The organism is uncultured Victivallis sp. (assembly GCA_944389935.1).
GTDB lineage: Bacteria > Verrucomicrobiota > Lentisphaeria > Victivallales > Victivallaceae > Victivallis.
The window spans coordinates 28,515-44,309 of the sequence record CALXOE010000002.1 but is presented as its reverse complement, the minus strand read 5'-3'; the positions used below and the strand labels follow the sequence as shown (position 1 = coordinate 44,309).

General features: G+C 61.0%; 9 protein-coding genes. 1 reads left to right on the top strand and 8 read right to left on the bottom strand.

All coding sequences use genetic code 11. The annotated features are described in order from the left end of the window. Positions 1-2 precede the first annotated feature (2 nt). The 8 genes from Q0J85_RS01020 to Q0J85_RS00985 all read right to left on the bottom strand — a co-directional run bounded on the left by Q0J85_RS01020 (position 3) and on the right by Q0J85_RS00985 (position 14,829). On the bottom strand, positions 3-1,298 hold the full coding sequence (locus Q0J85_RS01020) for a hypothetical protein (protein ID WP_294477426.1): 1,296 nt from the start codon (positions 1,296-1,298) through the stop codon (positions 3-5). A 19-nt stretch (positions 1,299-1,317) separates the two neighbouring features. Further along, positions 1,318-4,272, bottom strand: coding sequence for a protein kinase (locus tag Q0J85_RS01015; RefSeq protein WP_294477425.1), 2,955 nt, complete (start codon positions 4,270-4,272; stop codon positions 1,318-1,320). 197 nt (positions 4,273-4,469) lie between these two features. After that, on the bottom strand, positions 4,470-7,556 hold the full coding sequence (locus Q0J85_RS01010; RefSeq protein WP_294477424.1) for a sugar-binding protein: 3,087 nt from the start codon (positions 7,554-7,556) through the stop codon (positions 4,470-4,472). A 132-nt stretch (positions 7,557-7,688) separates the two neighbouring features. Beyond that, a complete protein-coding gene (locus tag Q0J85_RS01005; protein ID WP_294477423.1) occupies positions 7,689-8,873 on the bottom strand; it encodes a type II secretion system protein in 1,185 nt (394 codons plus the stop codon). 21 nt (positions 8,874-8,894) lie between these two features. After that, positions 8,895-9,593: a hypothetical protein gene (locus Q0J85_RS01000; RefSeq protein WP_294477422.1), complete on the bottom strand. Its 699-nt coding sequence runs from the start codon at positions 9,591-9,593 to the stop codon at positions 8,895-8,897. Positions 9,594-9,612: 19 nt separating this feature from the next. Further along, positions 9,613-10,770, bottom strand: a complete 1,158-nt coding sequence (locus tag Q0J85_RS00995; protein WP_294477420.1) for a Gfo/Idh/MocA family oxidoreductase — start codon at positions 10,768-10,770, stop codon at positions 9,613-9,615. Continuing rightward, positions 10,763-11,716 (bottom strand): hypothetical protein, encoded by a 954-nt coding sequence (locus Q0J85_RS00990; RefSeq protein WP_294477418.1) that lies wholly within the window; start codon positions 11,714-11,716, stop codon positions 10,763-10,765. The genes Q0J85_RS00995 and Q0J85_RS00990 overlap by 8 nt, the downstream gene beginning before the upstream one ends. Beyond that, positions 11,713-14,829, bottom strand: a complete 3,117-nt coding sequence (locus tag Q0J85_RS00985; RefSeq protein ID WP_294477416.1) for a LamG-like jellyroll fold domain-containing protein — start codon at positions 14,827-14,829, stop codon at positions 11,713-11,715. The genes Q0J85_RS00990 and Q0J85_RS00985 overlap by 4 nt, the downstream gene beginning before the upstream one ends. A gap of 79 nt (positions 14,830-14,908) precedes the next feature. On the opposite strand from Q0J85_RS00985, the gene Q0J85_RS00980 reads away from it, so the two are divergent. Beyond that, positions 14,909-15,775 carry an AraC family transcriptional regulator gene (locus tag Q0J85_RS00980; protein WP_294477413.1) on the top strand — a complete coding sequence of 289 codons (867 nt, stop codon included), beginning with the start codon at positions 14,909-14,911 and terminating at the stop codon, positions 15,773-15,775. Positions 15,776-15,795: the final 20 nt, after the last annotated feature.

Genomic DNA, 15,795 nt, shown 5'->3' with positions numbered 1-15,795 from the left:
ACCTACTCCACGGAGCACTCGTAGAAAATCTCGAACCGGGGGGTGACCGTCATCTCGGCGGCGAACAGAAGATGATCCGTCGAAACATTCCGGTAGTCCATCATCCCGCTCAAAGAGGCCGTCGTGATCACGCCGTAGCGGTCGGGGATCGAACAGATTCCCCGGACGCTGTTCAACTGCCCCGTGAGCGCTTTTCCCGCGCGGGAATGGTCGGAGAAAGAGATATGCCCGTTCACAAGCCGCAGCCGCCGGGAAATCTCCCCCGCGGCATCCGTGAAATCGGCAACCCGCCGGACCGTCACCTTTCCATCGACCTTCCCCTGCAGGCGCGGGTCGAGAAACCCGGCGAAGACATCGCCGTCGACATCCCAGGAAGAACCAATCGCAATTTCCTGATCCGGAAACAGATAGTGGTCCATGACATAGTTGGTCCGCTTGATGACGTCAACCTCCTGTTCAGAGAGACTGCACCCGATCGGCGTGATGCTCGTGATCCCCTGCCCGTCCCGAAAGACGATCCGAACCGTCTTCCCCTCGAGAATGCGCCCGTTCTTGAGTTTGGCAAACATCACCATTTCGCCCTTGATCTTCTCCGGATCGAGATCCTGCGGCAGCATCTTCTTGTCGCGCAATTTGTTGAAGAATTTGTCATCGACCGGGATCTTGACCTGATTGAGCAGTTTGACCACCGTCGGACCGATGATTCCCGTCCCTCCGGAGAGAATCTCCAGCACGCGCAGCCCCGTGCCCAGTTCCGGCGGCAGTTCAAAACCGACATCATAACGGCTTACGAACACGTTCTCCGTCACGGTCCCGAACCGGCGTTCCTCGACAATGGTGACGCCATCGTTCTTCACGATTTTCCCAACGCTCTCGATACCGTAAATATAAGTAAAATAAGCGCTTCCGCGAATTCCCCAGTCTTTCTTTGCAGCCTGGCCGCTCACTTTGCCCATGACCCGGCTGTGATAGCTCTTCCCCTCCATCCGGAGATTCTGAAGATATGCGGGCTGGTTGACCGGCACATAACGCGGCTGCAGAGGATCGTTCTTCTCCACGACAATCGTTCCGGAAAGCTCCGGCTCCGGCGCCGGATCATCAGGAGTCTCGACCACCGGTTTCTCGACAGGCGGAGTCTCATTTCCCTTTATTGCCTCTCCGGGCCCGGAGATGGGGGAGACAATCGGCTTCACCTCCGCAGAAGACGGCGCGGTCAGAAGTTTGATGGTGAACACACCTGCCGCAACCGTGACCGCCGCCAGCGTCACCGCAGCCAACACTTTCAGAACCAGATTCATATCACTTCTCCCGATTGTTTTATCGCGAATTCCACGAGATTTCCACCGTCGTTCCGTTGTCCAGCTCGAGTGCAGCCGATCCCGATTTCCGGAACGAATCTGCCGGGATCGTCTTTTCATGGGGGTTTGCCAGACCAAACAATCTCTTTTCAGCGATCTGAACGGCAAAATCCTGCGCCTCGGTGTCCCACCAGAACTCCACGGGGTCGCTGAATTCAAAGGTCTGTTTATCATCGTCGGGCCGGGAAAGGAGTTTCCACGGTTTCTTCCCTGCGGGGCCGATCTGAACGACCAGATTGCAGCCTCGCCACATCGCATTCGTTTCTTTGAAATGGGCGTCGGAGAGATTCACCTTGATCTTCGCAATCGCCACCCGGAAGACCGTGGGAGTCCCACCCGGCACACAATCCTCCGGCGGCCGCTGGAATTCATACTGAAACTTCATCTCCGCTTCGTGCAGCTCTTCGGATCGATTGCTGAAGATCGTCCAGATGGACTGCTCCTCATCATCGCCGGAAACGATCTGCAGATACTCCTGAGCGGCGGCGATGAGACGCTCCAGATACTTCTGCTGATCTTTCTCGCAGAGGTCGAACCGGATCTCGCCGAGCCGCTCCGAACGCCCCCGGGAATCGGCGGCGGACTCCGAAACGATACTGCCGATCTCACGATGGATGCTCCGGCACAACCCCCTCCGGAGGGTTCGGATCTTTTCCGTCTCCTGCGGAAATTTCTCGAGAAAGCAGCGCAAATTCTCCAGATAGCTCTCGAGGTCCTCCCATTGAGCGACGATCCAGTCCGCGTATCGTCCCGCGATCTCCCGGCGGAGCACGTCGACCTCATCGGACCGGCGGCCGGGATACGCCTGAATGAAACGTTCCAGCGCGGTCAGCGAAGCGGGAAACGCCCGGTCGTTCCAATATGCCCGGACCAGTTTTTGCGTCTCCTCCCAGTCGAAATTCTCCCGGGCCTGAGCGATCTGCAATTTCGCCTCATTCCAGTCGTCGAGATGGGTCTTCATGCCGGATCTTTCATACAGCGCGAGGCAGGACTCCGCATCCGCAAACTGCCTGTTATCAATGAATTGCTTTGTCTTCGCCTGGACGTATCCCCAGAGCCGGTCGTCGATCCTCCGGAGCCCGGCGGTGAGAACAGGCTCCTCGCCCGTGAATGCCAGGGTCTCCCGGAGGAGCGCATCCGCGACGAACCACTCCTTGCGGGAGTCGTTCCGCAGCAGAAGATCCGCCTGCCGGACCGCCGCGGCGGCTGCGTCGCGTTTCAGCCCGGAAACGGTGTCGCCGAGTTTCTTCCGACTTTCGGCCAGACGCAGCAGTCCATCTGTGCGACGGCACTGTTCGATCGCTTCCCGATAGGCGGCAATGCTTCCTGCCGCAGCGCGTTTCTTCGCGGCGGATACGGTCTCTTCGACAAGGGTATTCTCTTCCAGACGAATGAGTTCCTGCTGCAGCGCGGCACGGGATCGCTCGATTTCACGCAGTTCGGCTCCATTGAACGTGCCCCGCCATTTCGCGATGAAATTATCGCACAGGATGAGCTGTGCGCGCAACTCGTCGACACCTTCCCCGATTTTCTTCAGCCGGTCCCGGATTTCGAGAAACTCTCCACGCATTCTCTCCTGTTCCTGCGCGGCTTTTTTCTCGAGTTCCGGCCGGATTGAGGCGAAATATCTTCGTCCGAAAAAGAGAGGCTGTTCTCCCAGAAATGCGTTCACCTCCCGCAATGTGATGGTTGCCGATTCCCGGTGGTTTTCCTGAAGCGACCGGATGCGGGCAGCGGCAATGAAGTCTCCGATCAGCCAACCTCCTCCCAGCAGCAGCAGAATCACCAGAAGAGCGCCCCCGAGCCGCAGTGCGGTCCGAATTCGTTTTCCAGTCTTTTTCCACTGTTCGACCCGTTTCGCGCCGGCATGCAGGGCGTGCAGAAGTTCGGCGGGAGTCTGATAGCGGTTTTCCGGATCGTGCTCGACCATTTTCTCGATGAGCAGATCGACGTCCGGCGGCAGTTTGAGTCCGAATGCAGACGGCAGCTTCGTGCCGCGGCGGGGAATTTTCCCGATCAGCGCTTCCCAGACGACGGTGCCGAGGGCGTAGATGTCGCAGCGGATGTCGACGGCTTTCCCCTCGAGCTGTTCCGGCGGCATGTAATCCCATGTTCCGGAATCGCGCCCGGCCATGGTCATGGTCATCCTCCAGTTATCCTGCAGAGACTTCGCGATGCCGAAATCGACCAGAACCCAATGATGTGTCTCCGAATCGAAAATGATGTTGTCCGGCTTGATATCCCGGTGACAGATGCGATGGCTGCGGAGATATTCCAGAGCGGTTGCGACATCTTCGAGGAGCTGAGCCGCCTCCTCCCAGGAGAGTTTTCCCCTGGTGTTCAGCCGCTGGCGCAGGCTCTGGCCGTCGATGAATTTCATGACCATGTACGGAACGCCGCCCGCAGCAGCCGGAAGATCCCCGGCCGCCAGAATCGGGACGATGCCGGGATGGCTCAATGTGCCGAGGATGCGGCATTCCGAGCGGAACATCGCGATGGTTTTCCCGGAATGCCCGTCTGGAATCTTGATGACGACCCGCCGCTCCAGAAGTTCCGTTGAGACCCCGAGATAGGTAATGCTCATGCCGCCGCGGGCGAGCAGTTTCTCCGCCCGGAATTCTCCGACCTGGAACGGCAGCGGCAATCCGTCCTGTGCGCCGGACGGAGACGATGGAGGCGGAGGAGAGGCAGCGTCGCCGGACGGGAGTTCCCCGGCGACGATGGTCGCCTGATTTCTGAGGTCGGAGAGACGCGGGCGGCTGGAGCGGTTGAATGTGCCGTCGAGTCCGGAGTGTCTCTCTCCGGGAGGGAGTTCCCGGCCGCAGACGGAGCAGAACCGGGGTCCGTTCGGATTCCGTCCGGTGAAATCACACTCCGCACCGCAATACGGACAGAAATTTTTACCCGTTGCCACCGCGCCTCACCTCTCCCGGAAGAACGCAATGTCAGACAGAATGCAGCGTTCCTCAATGTTCGGGAAATAAATTACAGCACCAACCGTATTTTTTCAACCATCGACACTGAAATTTATCCGCATTTCCGAAATAACGCGACCTGCAGAAACCGGCCGATGATCACCGGCACGGGAGCAGGATCCGCCAGAGAGGTCCGTCACGGCAGGAAGAAGATCCGGCCGTAGGCACGCGGATCTTTGCCGTCTGCGATTCCTCCGGCGAGCAGCCGCCCGCGCCGTTCACCGGAGCGGTTCGTGTCGTTGATCACGGCGGCGAATCCCCATTCGGTTCCGGCCCGGGGCGCGCCGGACACTCCGGCGGAATCCCACGGAAGTTCCAGCCGGTAAATCGTGCGTCCGTCTCTGCGCACCACCAGGACTTTCCCCTCCCGGGGGGAAAGCCCGCCCGGAGTTTTTCCGGGAGCATATGCCAGCCAGCGCCAGAGCTGGGCGATTCCGGCGGAATTCAGCGCGGCCCCGAACTCCTGTACCCGGTGTCCGTTGAAATTCCGTGCGACATTGGGCTGCCAGGGGGCGGCCGCATCCACATCCAGGGCGAACTGCAGGCTGTCGCCGCGCCAGAGCAGCGCGTCGCGGTCGGCATAGTGCCCGGGATCCTCGACCTCGCAGAGCAGCAGCAGCGCACGCTCGTTCCAGCCGAGGCGGAACGTTCCCGACGGCCCTCCGGAACCGAGAACCGACCAATCCTCCAGCCGGATCGCTGGCATTCCGGCGAGCTGTTCCGCGGACTCCGCCCGGTACACCGGCAGAAGCAGAAGATCGTGAATCCGTTCCGCCGTCACCCCATGGGAACCACACCGGGCACTCACATTCAGCCGTCCCGTCACGCGACGCCCGAACGGCATCCCGTCGAGAGGGAGTTCCAGCTGCGACTCCCCGGCCGGAAGCTGCGCAATGGAAAGAGTGTGCCGCAGCGAGCCGGACTCCCAGACCGCCCGAACCTGTGTCACCGGAGTCGGGCAGAAGATACGCCCCCGGAGCAGAAACCCGCCGCCCGCCGGATCGACCGTCGCCCTGATCTCCCGGATGGAGAGCGGCATCTCCACCTGCAGACGGTAAAGTTCCAAGTGCGTTCCGGCGGGGCGAAATCCGAGATACTCGCCCGGCAGCATCCGCTCATCTACCCGCAGACGGCCGTTGACAGATCGGATTCCCTCCGGGAAGCGGAACGTTTCCGCCCCGGGAAAAAAAAGTTCATCCCCGTGGGTAACCACGGAACTCCCGACAATCCGACTCGGCTCCGTGAACCGGAGGGCGGACACCAGATAGATCGGCGACGGCGACAACTCCAAACTCTTTTCCACTGGAAGTTTCCTCCCGGTGATATCGCGGATTTCCTGAATTCCGGGGAGCTGTTCCCGCCGGACTGTCCCGTACTCGGTCCACGCAATCATCCGTGTATCATCGGCGGTCCGGTGCAGAACCAGATGTTCCCCGGGGGCGGGCTGCAGGTGTTCACCGCGCGTCCCGAGAGCGGCCAGAAATTTCATCGACTGCGCCAGCGCGGCATAGGCCGGCCGGGGGGTATTGTCGCGGCGGCAGACGGAGAATCCCTCCTCGCCCGGCCGCGTCGACCGCGACAGATTGTATCGACCGCAGAAATAGATCGCAGAATCCACCGCACAGGTTGAGATCAACGCCAGAGAACGCGCCGCATAACGCGCCTGCTCCAGCTCGGAAACCGGCTTCTGCCAGGTACCGGCGTGTGTAGTCCAGCCGAATTCAGTCAGGTGAATCGGCATATTCTGTCTGCCCCTTGTCCGCAGGAACTCCCGGACGGCCAGAATGTTCTCGAGAAATTCTCCCTCCGGAGCGCTGCCGTCGACATAGGCGTGCAAAGTCAGACCGTCGAGTGCGTCGAGCAGCCCGAGTTCACTCCATTCGACCAGGCGCCGCCGATTTGCCGCATTCAGGGAACTCAGCACGGGACCGTACACTTTCGTTCCGGGGCTCCCCTCCCGGATCGCTTCGGCGGTGACTTTGTGAAACGTCACAAGCTCCTCCGCACTGCCGCGCCAATGTCCGTCCGGTTCGTTGTAAACACTCAACAGATCGCAGCCGGAAGCGTTGGCCGCAGCCCATTCCCGCATCAGTTTCCGGTAAAGTTCCAGATCAACCGGCAGCCGCAGCCCCTCCCCGGCCGTCTTTCCGGCGGTGATGACCGGCAGCGGCCCGTTCATCGCATAATGACGCGACAACCGGGAAGGAGGCAGCGGGCGCGGCGTCATTTTTCCGTCCGCATTCAGTTGAAACACAGACGGATAGAAAAACTTCCAGTCCCAGTTTCCCCCCGCCGCGACCGCCAGCTCTTCCGGGAGGTGGACGGTCATCAATCCGTAGGGGGAACGGCGGCGCACCGCCTCGTCCAGCGGCTTGCCGACCACCGCCGCGCCGGTCGAAGTCCGCACCCGCCGCCCGTCGGCATAGATGGCGTCCACTTCCACATCGTAATAACCTCGTTCGAGCGTAAGACGCTCCGGCGCACCGGAGAGGGAGAGTTTGTGTTCGCGCAGCACGCGGCCCGCTTCATCGCGCAGGAGAATGCGTCCGCGGGAAAGAGTCCCCGGCAGCGGCGTCACCGTGACGATCCCGGTTTCAGCGGAAACGACATTGCCGGGGAAGCCGGTTTCAACCGCATGGGCAATCTCCTCCTCGAGAACGAAACGCAAGCTCTTCAGCGTCACGACCCCGGTTCCATCAGCCGGACGCAACTCCAGATAGAGCCGCAGCTCTGCCGCGTCGGGCAGATAATCCGCGGAACACACGGGATTCTCCCCGTCACCGGCCAGCGGCAAACCGGACATCTGGTTCTGTCCGTCCGGCGTCTGCGTCACCCAGACGGGAGCTTTTCCGCCGCCCCCCGCCAGAATCCGCAGAAAGGCCTCCCCGCCACGCTGCACGGAGGCGCGCGCCTCCAGCCGGAAACGCCGTCGAACCGTGTGCCCGTCGGGCGCGGGGAATGCCAGTGCCGGGGAACGGAAATAGTACAACTTGCCGGATTCTGCTCCGGAAACCGTCAACGTCAGCCCCTCCGCTCCCGGCGAGACGTTCACGGTACGGTCAGACGGTTCGGTCCGCCATCCCGCCGGAAGCGGCTGCCCCCGGAAATCCTGCTCGAAGATCACGACCTCGCGCACCGGATTCCCCGCCAAAGCCTCCTGCCCGATCGACTCGAATCCCGCCAGAATCATTCCGGCCAGACAGACGGACTGCAGCCACTTCATAACAGCGCTCTTCCTTATTTTTCCACTGGTCTCACAGTTTGGTCACTATAATCAATCAGAAAACAGGACCTTTTTCAAGTGCCATCTCTCAAAATATGCGCAATTTTCCGGACATAATCGGTCGCTTCCGCATCAGAATATCGGCGTTCCATCGGGATTGATACCAAAATCGGCCTTGCCGTCGATGTTGCCGGTACGGCTCTCGCACGAGGGACTCCGCGAATTGACGTGCCCGTCGGCATACAGAACGTTGATGTTGAACTTGTGTGCGATCTCCTCGAGAGCAATCCAGTTGCGGCCGCCGGAATGCGTGACGCCGTCATTGGACTTCGCCGTGATCGAAAGACCGATCCGGGTCATGCCGCGGTCGTAAATATAGAAGATCGAGGAGGCATTGCGAACACGGCTCAACTTCGCTCCGCCCTTTTTCCGGTTGAAACACAATACGGCGTTCGCCTCGTAACTGCACTGCTCATCGCGGTCGATCGGCGTATACACCGCCTCGTCGTCATCCTGAACACCGGGGCAGACAAAACAGTCGACCGGCACATATTCGATCAGCCGCGCCAGCATATTGTTCGGGTTCGTCAGCATTCCGCCCCCGAAACGCCAGCGCTGGTTCGGCTCAAGATTCCCCGACGGAAGATAATCATCGAAGTTTCCCGAATACAGTAGAACCGCCTGCCCTGTCTGTCGGAGATTACTGCGGCAGTTCGCATCGTGTGCCCGCGAACGCGCCTGGTTCAGCGCCGGGAGCAGCATTCCCGCCAGAATCGCGATGATCGCAATCACCACGAGGAGCTCTATCAGCGTAAATGCCGCTTTTTTCGTTACCAGGTCGTGGGCGGCAGGGGGCGTGTCCGCCGCCCCCCGCACCCCCTGCGTCCGGCAAGGTGCCGGTGCCGCGTACGGGTCGGAGTCGGACTCGGCTGCGGTCGGCCGGCACGGGGAGAAAGAGCCGCAAAAACGCGAACGGCTCTTCCCGCTTTTCTGCGGAAAGACCCATTCGCGTTTTTGCTCCACTTCGCCGCTTGCCGAGCGGAGACTCTGTTGCACGGCGATGCTTGGCCGATGAGGAGTTCGATGGGTGGTCGGTACGGGGAGAGACGCGGCTTTCCCTGCCGCTTTCTCTCCCCCGAACCCCTCTCTTGTTCTGCCGGGCGCAGAAATGGGGTGCGGGGCGATGATTGGCTCATTGGTGATTTGCCGGCTGGCCGGGAGAGGGGCCATAAACGTGAATCCAATCCGGCTCTGTGCTGTGAATTCCGGTCCGGCGGAGCGGCGGCTGGAGAATATCGCAAAGAAAAGTTTCTTCATAAATCACTCCTTTCCTAATGGTTAAAACATCGGGGTTCCATCGGGCAGCAGACCGTAACTGCGGTCGCGGGTAACAGTTCCTGTCACCCCGCCGTAGCAGGGACGCATTTCTCCGGCATGCCCGTCCGCAAAAACAGCATTGTGCCGGTAACCGTGAACGATCTCTTCCGGCTTCCAGTGCGTGCGGCCGAAGCCGTGCCGCTTGCCGTCGAGGCTTTTCGCCGTAATCGAGAGCCCGACCTGGGTGAATCCGCGGTCAAACAGGAAAAGCGTTTCAGCCGGATTTCTGATCTGCGTGGTCGGAATGCCTCCCATACCGAGGTGATTGACGAGTACGCCGTTCGTCTCGAAGCTGCACCGTTCTTCCGCAACTTTCGGCCGGTAAATCTCTTCGGTGTTCTCGGGTGCGGCCGGGCAGACAAAGCGGTCGCCAGTGGTATAGTCCAGAAGACGCGAGAGGAAATTATTCGGGTTGGCACGCAATCCCGGATCGGCGAACCAGCGTTGATTCGGCTCGAATTTCCCGGTCGGGAGCTTGTCGTCATGATCCTCGGCGAAACCGAACGCGGCGTCGCCCATCGCTTTCAGGTTCGCCTGGCAGGCGACGTCGAAACTCTGCCGGGCATTCTCCGCCGCCGCAGGCACGAGGAAAACCACGCCCGTCACCAGCAGCACAGCGACCAGAATCAGTTCAGCAAGGGTGAAATTACGTTTTTTCATCAGAATGACTCCTTTCACATCAACGGTTTAACTGTTTCCAGACCGGCTCCAGGTTGAAGATACGCTCCTCCCTGGCGGCGGTGTCGATCGCGAGCGCCGTCACGGCACTGTCGAGACCCTCGTTGCCGCTGCAGATCGGAGGAGTTCCGTAAAGCATGGTGTTGCACAGTTCCGCCATGATCTCGGGATCTCCGCCGCCGTGACCGTCGCAGCCGGCGGGGTGATAGGTGTGAATCGAATCCTCATCGAGCCGTTTCCAGGTAACCGTACCGCCATACAACTCGACGATCAGAGTCCCCTCGGTCCCGGAAAAGAATATCCGCCGCTCCGGAATCGCGTTTGAAAGCGTCGTCTGGAACGTCGCGCGCATTCCGTTCCGGTACTGCAGAATCGTCACCTGATTGTCGATGATGTCCTTGTCGCTCGTGAACGGCGACGGCAGGGCATGCGGATCCCCGCCCCACGGCGAATTGAATGGCGAACACTTTTCCGGGCCCCACCCCCGGAATTTTTCGTTGAAATACTCATGTTCCGGCGTGAAGAAGTCCAGCCCCGCAAAAGAGGCGACCCGGCTCGGAAGCGAACCGGTGAACCAATTCAGAAGATCGAGATCGTGACAGCATTTCTCGAGAATATGCGGACCGGAGAGTTCGCACTTTCTCCGCCAGTTCCTCATGATATACGCACCGTGCTCGGCCTTGATATTCTCATTGGCGTCGATGCAGAGAATCCGGCCGATGGTTCCGGCGTCGAGCAGCGTCTTGACTCTCCGGTAAATCGGCGAAAAGCGCAGCACAAACCCGGTCGCAAACAGGCGGCCGCTTCGACGGTGCGCCTCGAAAATCTCCACACACTCCTTGATCGAGATTGCGAGCGGCTTTTCCGTGAACACATGTTTGCCCGCCCGGAACGAAGCGATGATCTGCTCGGCATGGAAACAGTTCGGGGAGAACACCATCGCCCAGTCGACCCCCGGAACCGCGAGCGCCTCCTCACAGCTTCCGCAGATCCGGGCGTCGGGAAACCCGAGCTGCGCGCGCCGTTCTTCCGCCACCGCGCGGTCTGGATCGTAAAGCGCGGCCAGTTCAATCCGGTCGCTCTTCGCAAAAAGATGGCGGCTGATGGTGCTGCGCCCGCCGGCGGCGAGCAGGGCGATTCTGATTCGGGACTCACTCATGATCTCTGTTTCCTTGCAAAAGTTTGGTTGCGGTATTCTGCGCGGTCCGGGCGGCGTCGCCATTCCCCGTGTTCCGGGGCAGCCGGACGAGCTCCCATTGAACGCTGTTTTCAAAAATTTCTCCGGGCTTGAGATGGCGGAGTCCGCCGCTGAATTCGAGTTCCGCATAGCGGGGACCGGTAAACAGCATCTGGGAGCCACCCTCCGGATAGCAGGCGCCGGGCGTGTGATGCGAGGCCTGCACGAACAGCAGCTCTCCGAAACGGGCGGCCAGCCACTCCCCGTTCCCGGTCAGTTTGGTCGTCGTGTCGCGCGGCGCCAGATAGATGAGCCGGCCCGGCTGCAGCGTGATCTCCCCGGCTTCGTCGGAACTGATCCGGTACGGCGGCTCCCCCGGCGCGATCGCAAAAAAATAGCAGTCCGCCGGCTGAATCTGCGTGATCGGCCACAGCTGCAGCGGAAACGGCGTCGGCTCAATCTGCACAATCCGGTTCGTCACGGTCAGACACGGGCGGTCCGGCGAGAGTTCAATGCGGCGCTCAAGGCGGCAGCCGAGCGACTCGGAAACTCTGCTCCGGATGGTCATGGCGAGTTTCGTCTGTTCCCCGGGAATCCACTCCCCGCCGTCGATCCGGGGATCGGGGATGTTCGTGCGCCGGATGCTGCGCCAGTAGTTGTAGAGTTCCGGCCACACCCGGTCGCCGCCGAGATTGACCCAGCGATTGGTTTCGCGCAGTTCGCGCACTTCGGAGACCGTATTGAGCCACAGAAGATTCGGGCCGCCGCCCGACACGCCGAAGTCGACGATCCGCCCCGCCGCAGCCGATATTCCCACCCGGATCAGGCCGTTATCGAGAGTGACCGTGTCGGGGAAACGCAACGTTTCGGCTGCGACCGTCACAACAGTTGCCGTAATCAGAAAAACGGCAGAGAAAAGTTGTTTCATCGTACGACCTCCAGCACCGAACCGCTTTTTCCGGGAGCGGTCCGCCACACCTCGAGGCCGCAGGGGGAAATCGTGCGCTCTCCCGCGACAAACGGCGCATTGTCCACCGGAGAACGCAGCTCGGCTCCGCCGGAACGGAGACGCAGCGTCACGGGACGCGGCGAAGCGTTCACCAGATAATACCAGTCGCTCCCCTCTGCCTCCGCCCGACGAAGAATCACCCCGTCCTGCCGCGTGACTTCCGAAAAGCGGACGCGCGGCAGTGTCCGATAGCGGCGGGTCCACTCCGCAGCGGGACGCTCCTGCCCGTGCAGCCCGAGCGTGAAACCGCCGATATTCAGCTCCTGCGCATCGAAAAGTGCGAGACACATCGCGAAATAGTCGTTGAAATATTCCCCGTATGGAACCGGCTGCGTACAGCGCCCGAGCGCTTCCCGAGTCCACGGAGCGGGCATCTTCAGCTTCGGGTCGCGCGGACGGGTCAGCACTCCGTGAGATTCAAAATACTGCTGATGGATCGTCGCAGAGATCTTCCTGTTCAGGAACGGCCGCTGGAACTCCGGCGAAGGTTCGAGCAGATGGTGCACGACTTCGCCATTCTGCGGATATTTCTCCTGCTGGCGGGCATCGGTCTGATTAACCATGCGGTCCAGGCGGATCGCAGGGTGTTTTTCCAGTCGATCGAGGATCAACCCCTGTTCGAGCACTTTCGCGGCAGTGTCTCCCCCCTCCCGGCTCGGAACCGGATAGAGGATCATCAGCCGGAGTTCCGCGTCCGGTTTCGCCGCCTGAATCCGGTCGGCGACGGCTTCGTAAAACGAGCAGATTCTGTCGCTTCGCCACCGCAGAAAAGCCGTTTTCCGGGCCGGGTCGCGCAGAATCCAGCGCGACCGTTCACGGAAGCGGGTCCGGTCGCCCGGTTTGCCGGGGAGTTCTTCCCCGAGAAACTTCGCAAACTCCTGCATCGTCCAGTCGTCGTAACTCACGGTCAGATCCAGACCGAGCTGCATCGGAACACCGCGCCAGAGTGCAAACCCTATGCCGCGATACGCGGGCTGATCCGCGCACATCGCATTCATCTCATCAACCAGTCCGAGCACAGCCTGTTGCACTTCGGGGCGGAGCGCATTCAAGTGCGGCGGATTCTGCCAGTTGGTCGAGATCAGCACCTTGCCGCCCCGGGTGACGGTATTGAGCTTCGGCTGACCGGCGATCACCTCGTCCGGGGAGCCGATCAGCGGCGCGAGCGACGGGAGTTTCCACATGTTGAATGTCGGCAGAAATCCAATCCCGCGCTCGGAACACCGTTTCGCCATCAGCCGCGGATACTCCGGCGGCAGAAAGCGCATGCCGTTCGGCCAGCAGCCGAGCTCGGTTCTGCTGTCGTACAGCGGACCGTTGTACCAGACCGCGGGAAACACCAGCATCGTCTGGCCGGTCATGGCAAAGTAATCGAGCGCATGGGTAAAGGCGTCGTCGAACCCGGCATAATCCACTCCCGCATAATCGAAACACTGCGTGATGACCGGATCTTCCCAGTAAAGACCGGTTTCCCGGTGGAGTTTCGCCCCGGCGACGGCTTCCTGCAGCAGAGCCGGCCCGAGCCGGGAACCGGCCGGAGCCTCTTCAATCTTCAGCGAACAGACCGCAGCTGGCTGATCCGCGGCATAGGATTCGACGATCAGCCCGAGATTTTCGTCCGGCACGAAAAAGCGGTATTCGCAGCTCACCGCACGACCAGTGACCGGATACTCGCCGCCGGTCAGAATCCCCGAGCCGAGCACCTGCTGCTCCGGGCCGTACATCCGGATCGGGTGCCACTCCGGAACGGTATAGGAGAGCATGATCTCCCGCTTGCAGTCGTCGGGAAAAGTCGCGGTCACCCGCACAAGTCGTCGTTTTCCGGAGAGCTTCACGGTATAGGCAAAACGATCGTGTGATTTCATGCCGGTTTCGCGATAGGCAAGTCCGCCGCTGCGGATCGTCCTCCCCTCCCCGACTTCCGCGGCGGGGGCTTCGGCGTAGCAGTCGATCTCACGCACGAGACGCCACACCGGCTCCTCGCGGACCGGTTCAGGAAGTGCGGGCGGCAGAAAGAACGGGACCTGCTCGTTCCGCTGCGTCCCGCCGCCGATCCCCTCTTTCCACGCGAGTTCGAGCCGGGCGTTGCCAGCGGCATCCGCGCCGCCGACCCCGGGCAGCGTGACCGGACGGGATTCCCCGGGAGCGAGTTTCAGCGGAAGCGTTCCGGTGCGGCCTGAGACCGGATATTTCCAGCTCACAACCGTGTCCGCGATGGCGCTCCCGCGATTGGAAAACAACAGTTTGACCGGCTCATCCGGCGAGAGCAGAACCGTGTGTTCCGCCGCGGAAACCGCCAGCTGCGCCATCTTGACCGCTTCAAACGAGCGCCGGATCGTGTCGGCGGAGAGAACTTCGTCATGAATCCGCACGGAACTGATGAGCGCATTGCCGTGGTCGTAACCGTTGCCGCCGAGGTTGCGGCTCACGCCGATCGATACGCCTCGGCGCGGGACCGGCGTCCATGGTGTCACGCTTTTGCGGGTCAGAAGCCGGCCGTTCACATAGAGTTCCACCATGCCGGAGCGGTCGTAGGTGGCGGCCAGGTGCATCCAGACTCCGGGCCGCCATACGCTGTCAGCCGGAAGCCGTTCCGCGATCAGACGCGGACCGGGATCGACATCGAACCGAGGGCGGCTCTCCCAGAACCAGAGCCGCGGCATTCCCTCGGGTCCCCACTCGTCCGGATCGCCGACGAAAAAGTAAAATCCATTTCCCATGCCCGACTCCAGCGGAGTAACCCACGCCTCGACCGTGCCTCGGTCCGCGGGAACGACCGCACCCGGGTAGACCAGCATCCCCTGATCGCACTGCAGCGCGCCGCCGTCGATTCCTCCCTCCGGAATCAGTTTCAGGTTTTCCGCTGAGAGCGGGGTGATCTCCCTGCCGTCCGCTCCTGTCGCGAGCGGACGGTCAGTGACGCGGAAGTCGAAAACGAGCGCCCCCCGGACCGGAAGCCGGATGAAAAACGCAAGCAGCAGCAACAGCAGCAGCGGCAGCGGCACATTGACGTTTGCACGGATTCGATTCATTTCATGGATTTCCTGTTCTTTTGATTTGTTTTCCGGAACTTTTTATCATATATTATACCGGAAAAAAGAGGCAACGCACATGGACAAACCGATCATCAGCTATGACAGTTTCGACGGCGGCCTCCGCCAGGTGCATCGGGTCACGGGGAAGATTCCGTCCGAACTGGAAGCGTTCGGACTCGGAATCATTCACACTTCGCGGCGGCAGCGGGGCGGTGAACTTGATCAGCCCGCTGAATTCAGAAGGAGTTTCGACTTCTACTGTCTCTCCCACCTGCTTGAGGGGAGAGGCATCTACCGGAATTTTGAAACCGGCCACTGCAGCGAAATCAGTGCAGGAGACCTTGTCATGGTCATGCCGGGGACCCGGCACATTTACGGAGGGGACAAATCGTTCTATCTGGAGGATTCGATCTGTTTTTGCGGACGGATCGCGGACTCGCTGCGCACCCAGGGGATTCTCGCTGACGGCGTTTTCAGCTGCGGCCCGGTCCGCCGAATCGCGCGAATCATCGAAGTCGCGCTCGAACCGACTCTTTTCGCTCAGATCAAGGCCGCCACAATGCTTCAGCAGCTCCTCCTCGAGCTGCACGCGGAGAATCTGGAGCTCTCCGTCGGCAACTCGTCGGCTTTCTCCGCACTGCTCGTGGAGATCCGGCGGACGCCGGAACGGTGGTGGACCGTCGGAGAAATGGCCAGAGAGTGCGGACTCTCGGAATCCCACTTCCGCCGGGCGTTCCACGCTTACACCGGCATGTCGCCGAAACTCTATCTCGACCGGATGAAACTTCAGCTCGCCGCCGAGATGCTCGTTTCGACCAGTCTGACCCTCGCGCAGGTTGCGGCGCGCTTCGGCTACATGGATCCGTTCCATTTCAGCCGGAGATTCAAGGCTCTGAACGGGCTCTCCCCGGACGCCTATCGGCGACACTACCGCATGCGCTGAATACTCCGTTGCGCAGACGG

Excerpts from the sequence above, each read along its gene's own strand:
- Q0J85_RS00995 (WP_294477420.1), bottom strand. The coding sequence starts at position 10,770 with ATGAGTGAGTCCCGAATCAGAATCGCCCTGCTCGCCGCCGGCGGGCGC.
- Q0J85_RS01010 (WP_294477424.1), bottom strand. The coding sequence starts at position 7,556 with ATGAAGTGGCTGCAGTCCGTCTGTCTGGCCGGAATGATTCTGGCGGGA.
- Q0J85_RS00980 (WP_294477413.1), top strand. The coding sequence starts at position 14,909 with ATGGACAAACCGATCATCAGCTATGACAGTTTCGACGGCGGCCTCCGC.
- Q0J85_RS00985 (WP_294477416.1), bottom strand. The coding sequence starts at position 14,829 with ATGAATCGAATCCGTGCAAACGTCAATGTGCCGCTGCCGCTGCTGCTG.
- Q0J85_RS01000 (WP_294477422.1), bottom strand. The coding sequence starts at position 9,593 with ATGAAAAAACGTAATTTCACCCTTGCTGAACTGATTCTGGTCGCTGTG.
- Q0J85_RS01020 (WP_294477426.1), bottom strand. The coding sequence starts at position 1,298 with ATGAATCTGGTTCTGAAAGTGTTGGCTGCGGTGACGCTGGCGGCGGTC.
- Q0J85_RS01005 (WP_294477423.1), bottom strand. The coding sequence starts at position 8,873 with ATGAAGAAACTTTTCTTTGCGATATTCTCCAGCCGCCGCTCCGCCGGA.
- Q0J85_RS00990 (WP_294477418.1), bottom strand. The coding sequence starts at position 11,716 with ATGAAACAACTTTTCTCTGCCGTTTTTCTGATTACGGCAACTGTTGTG.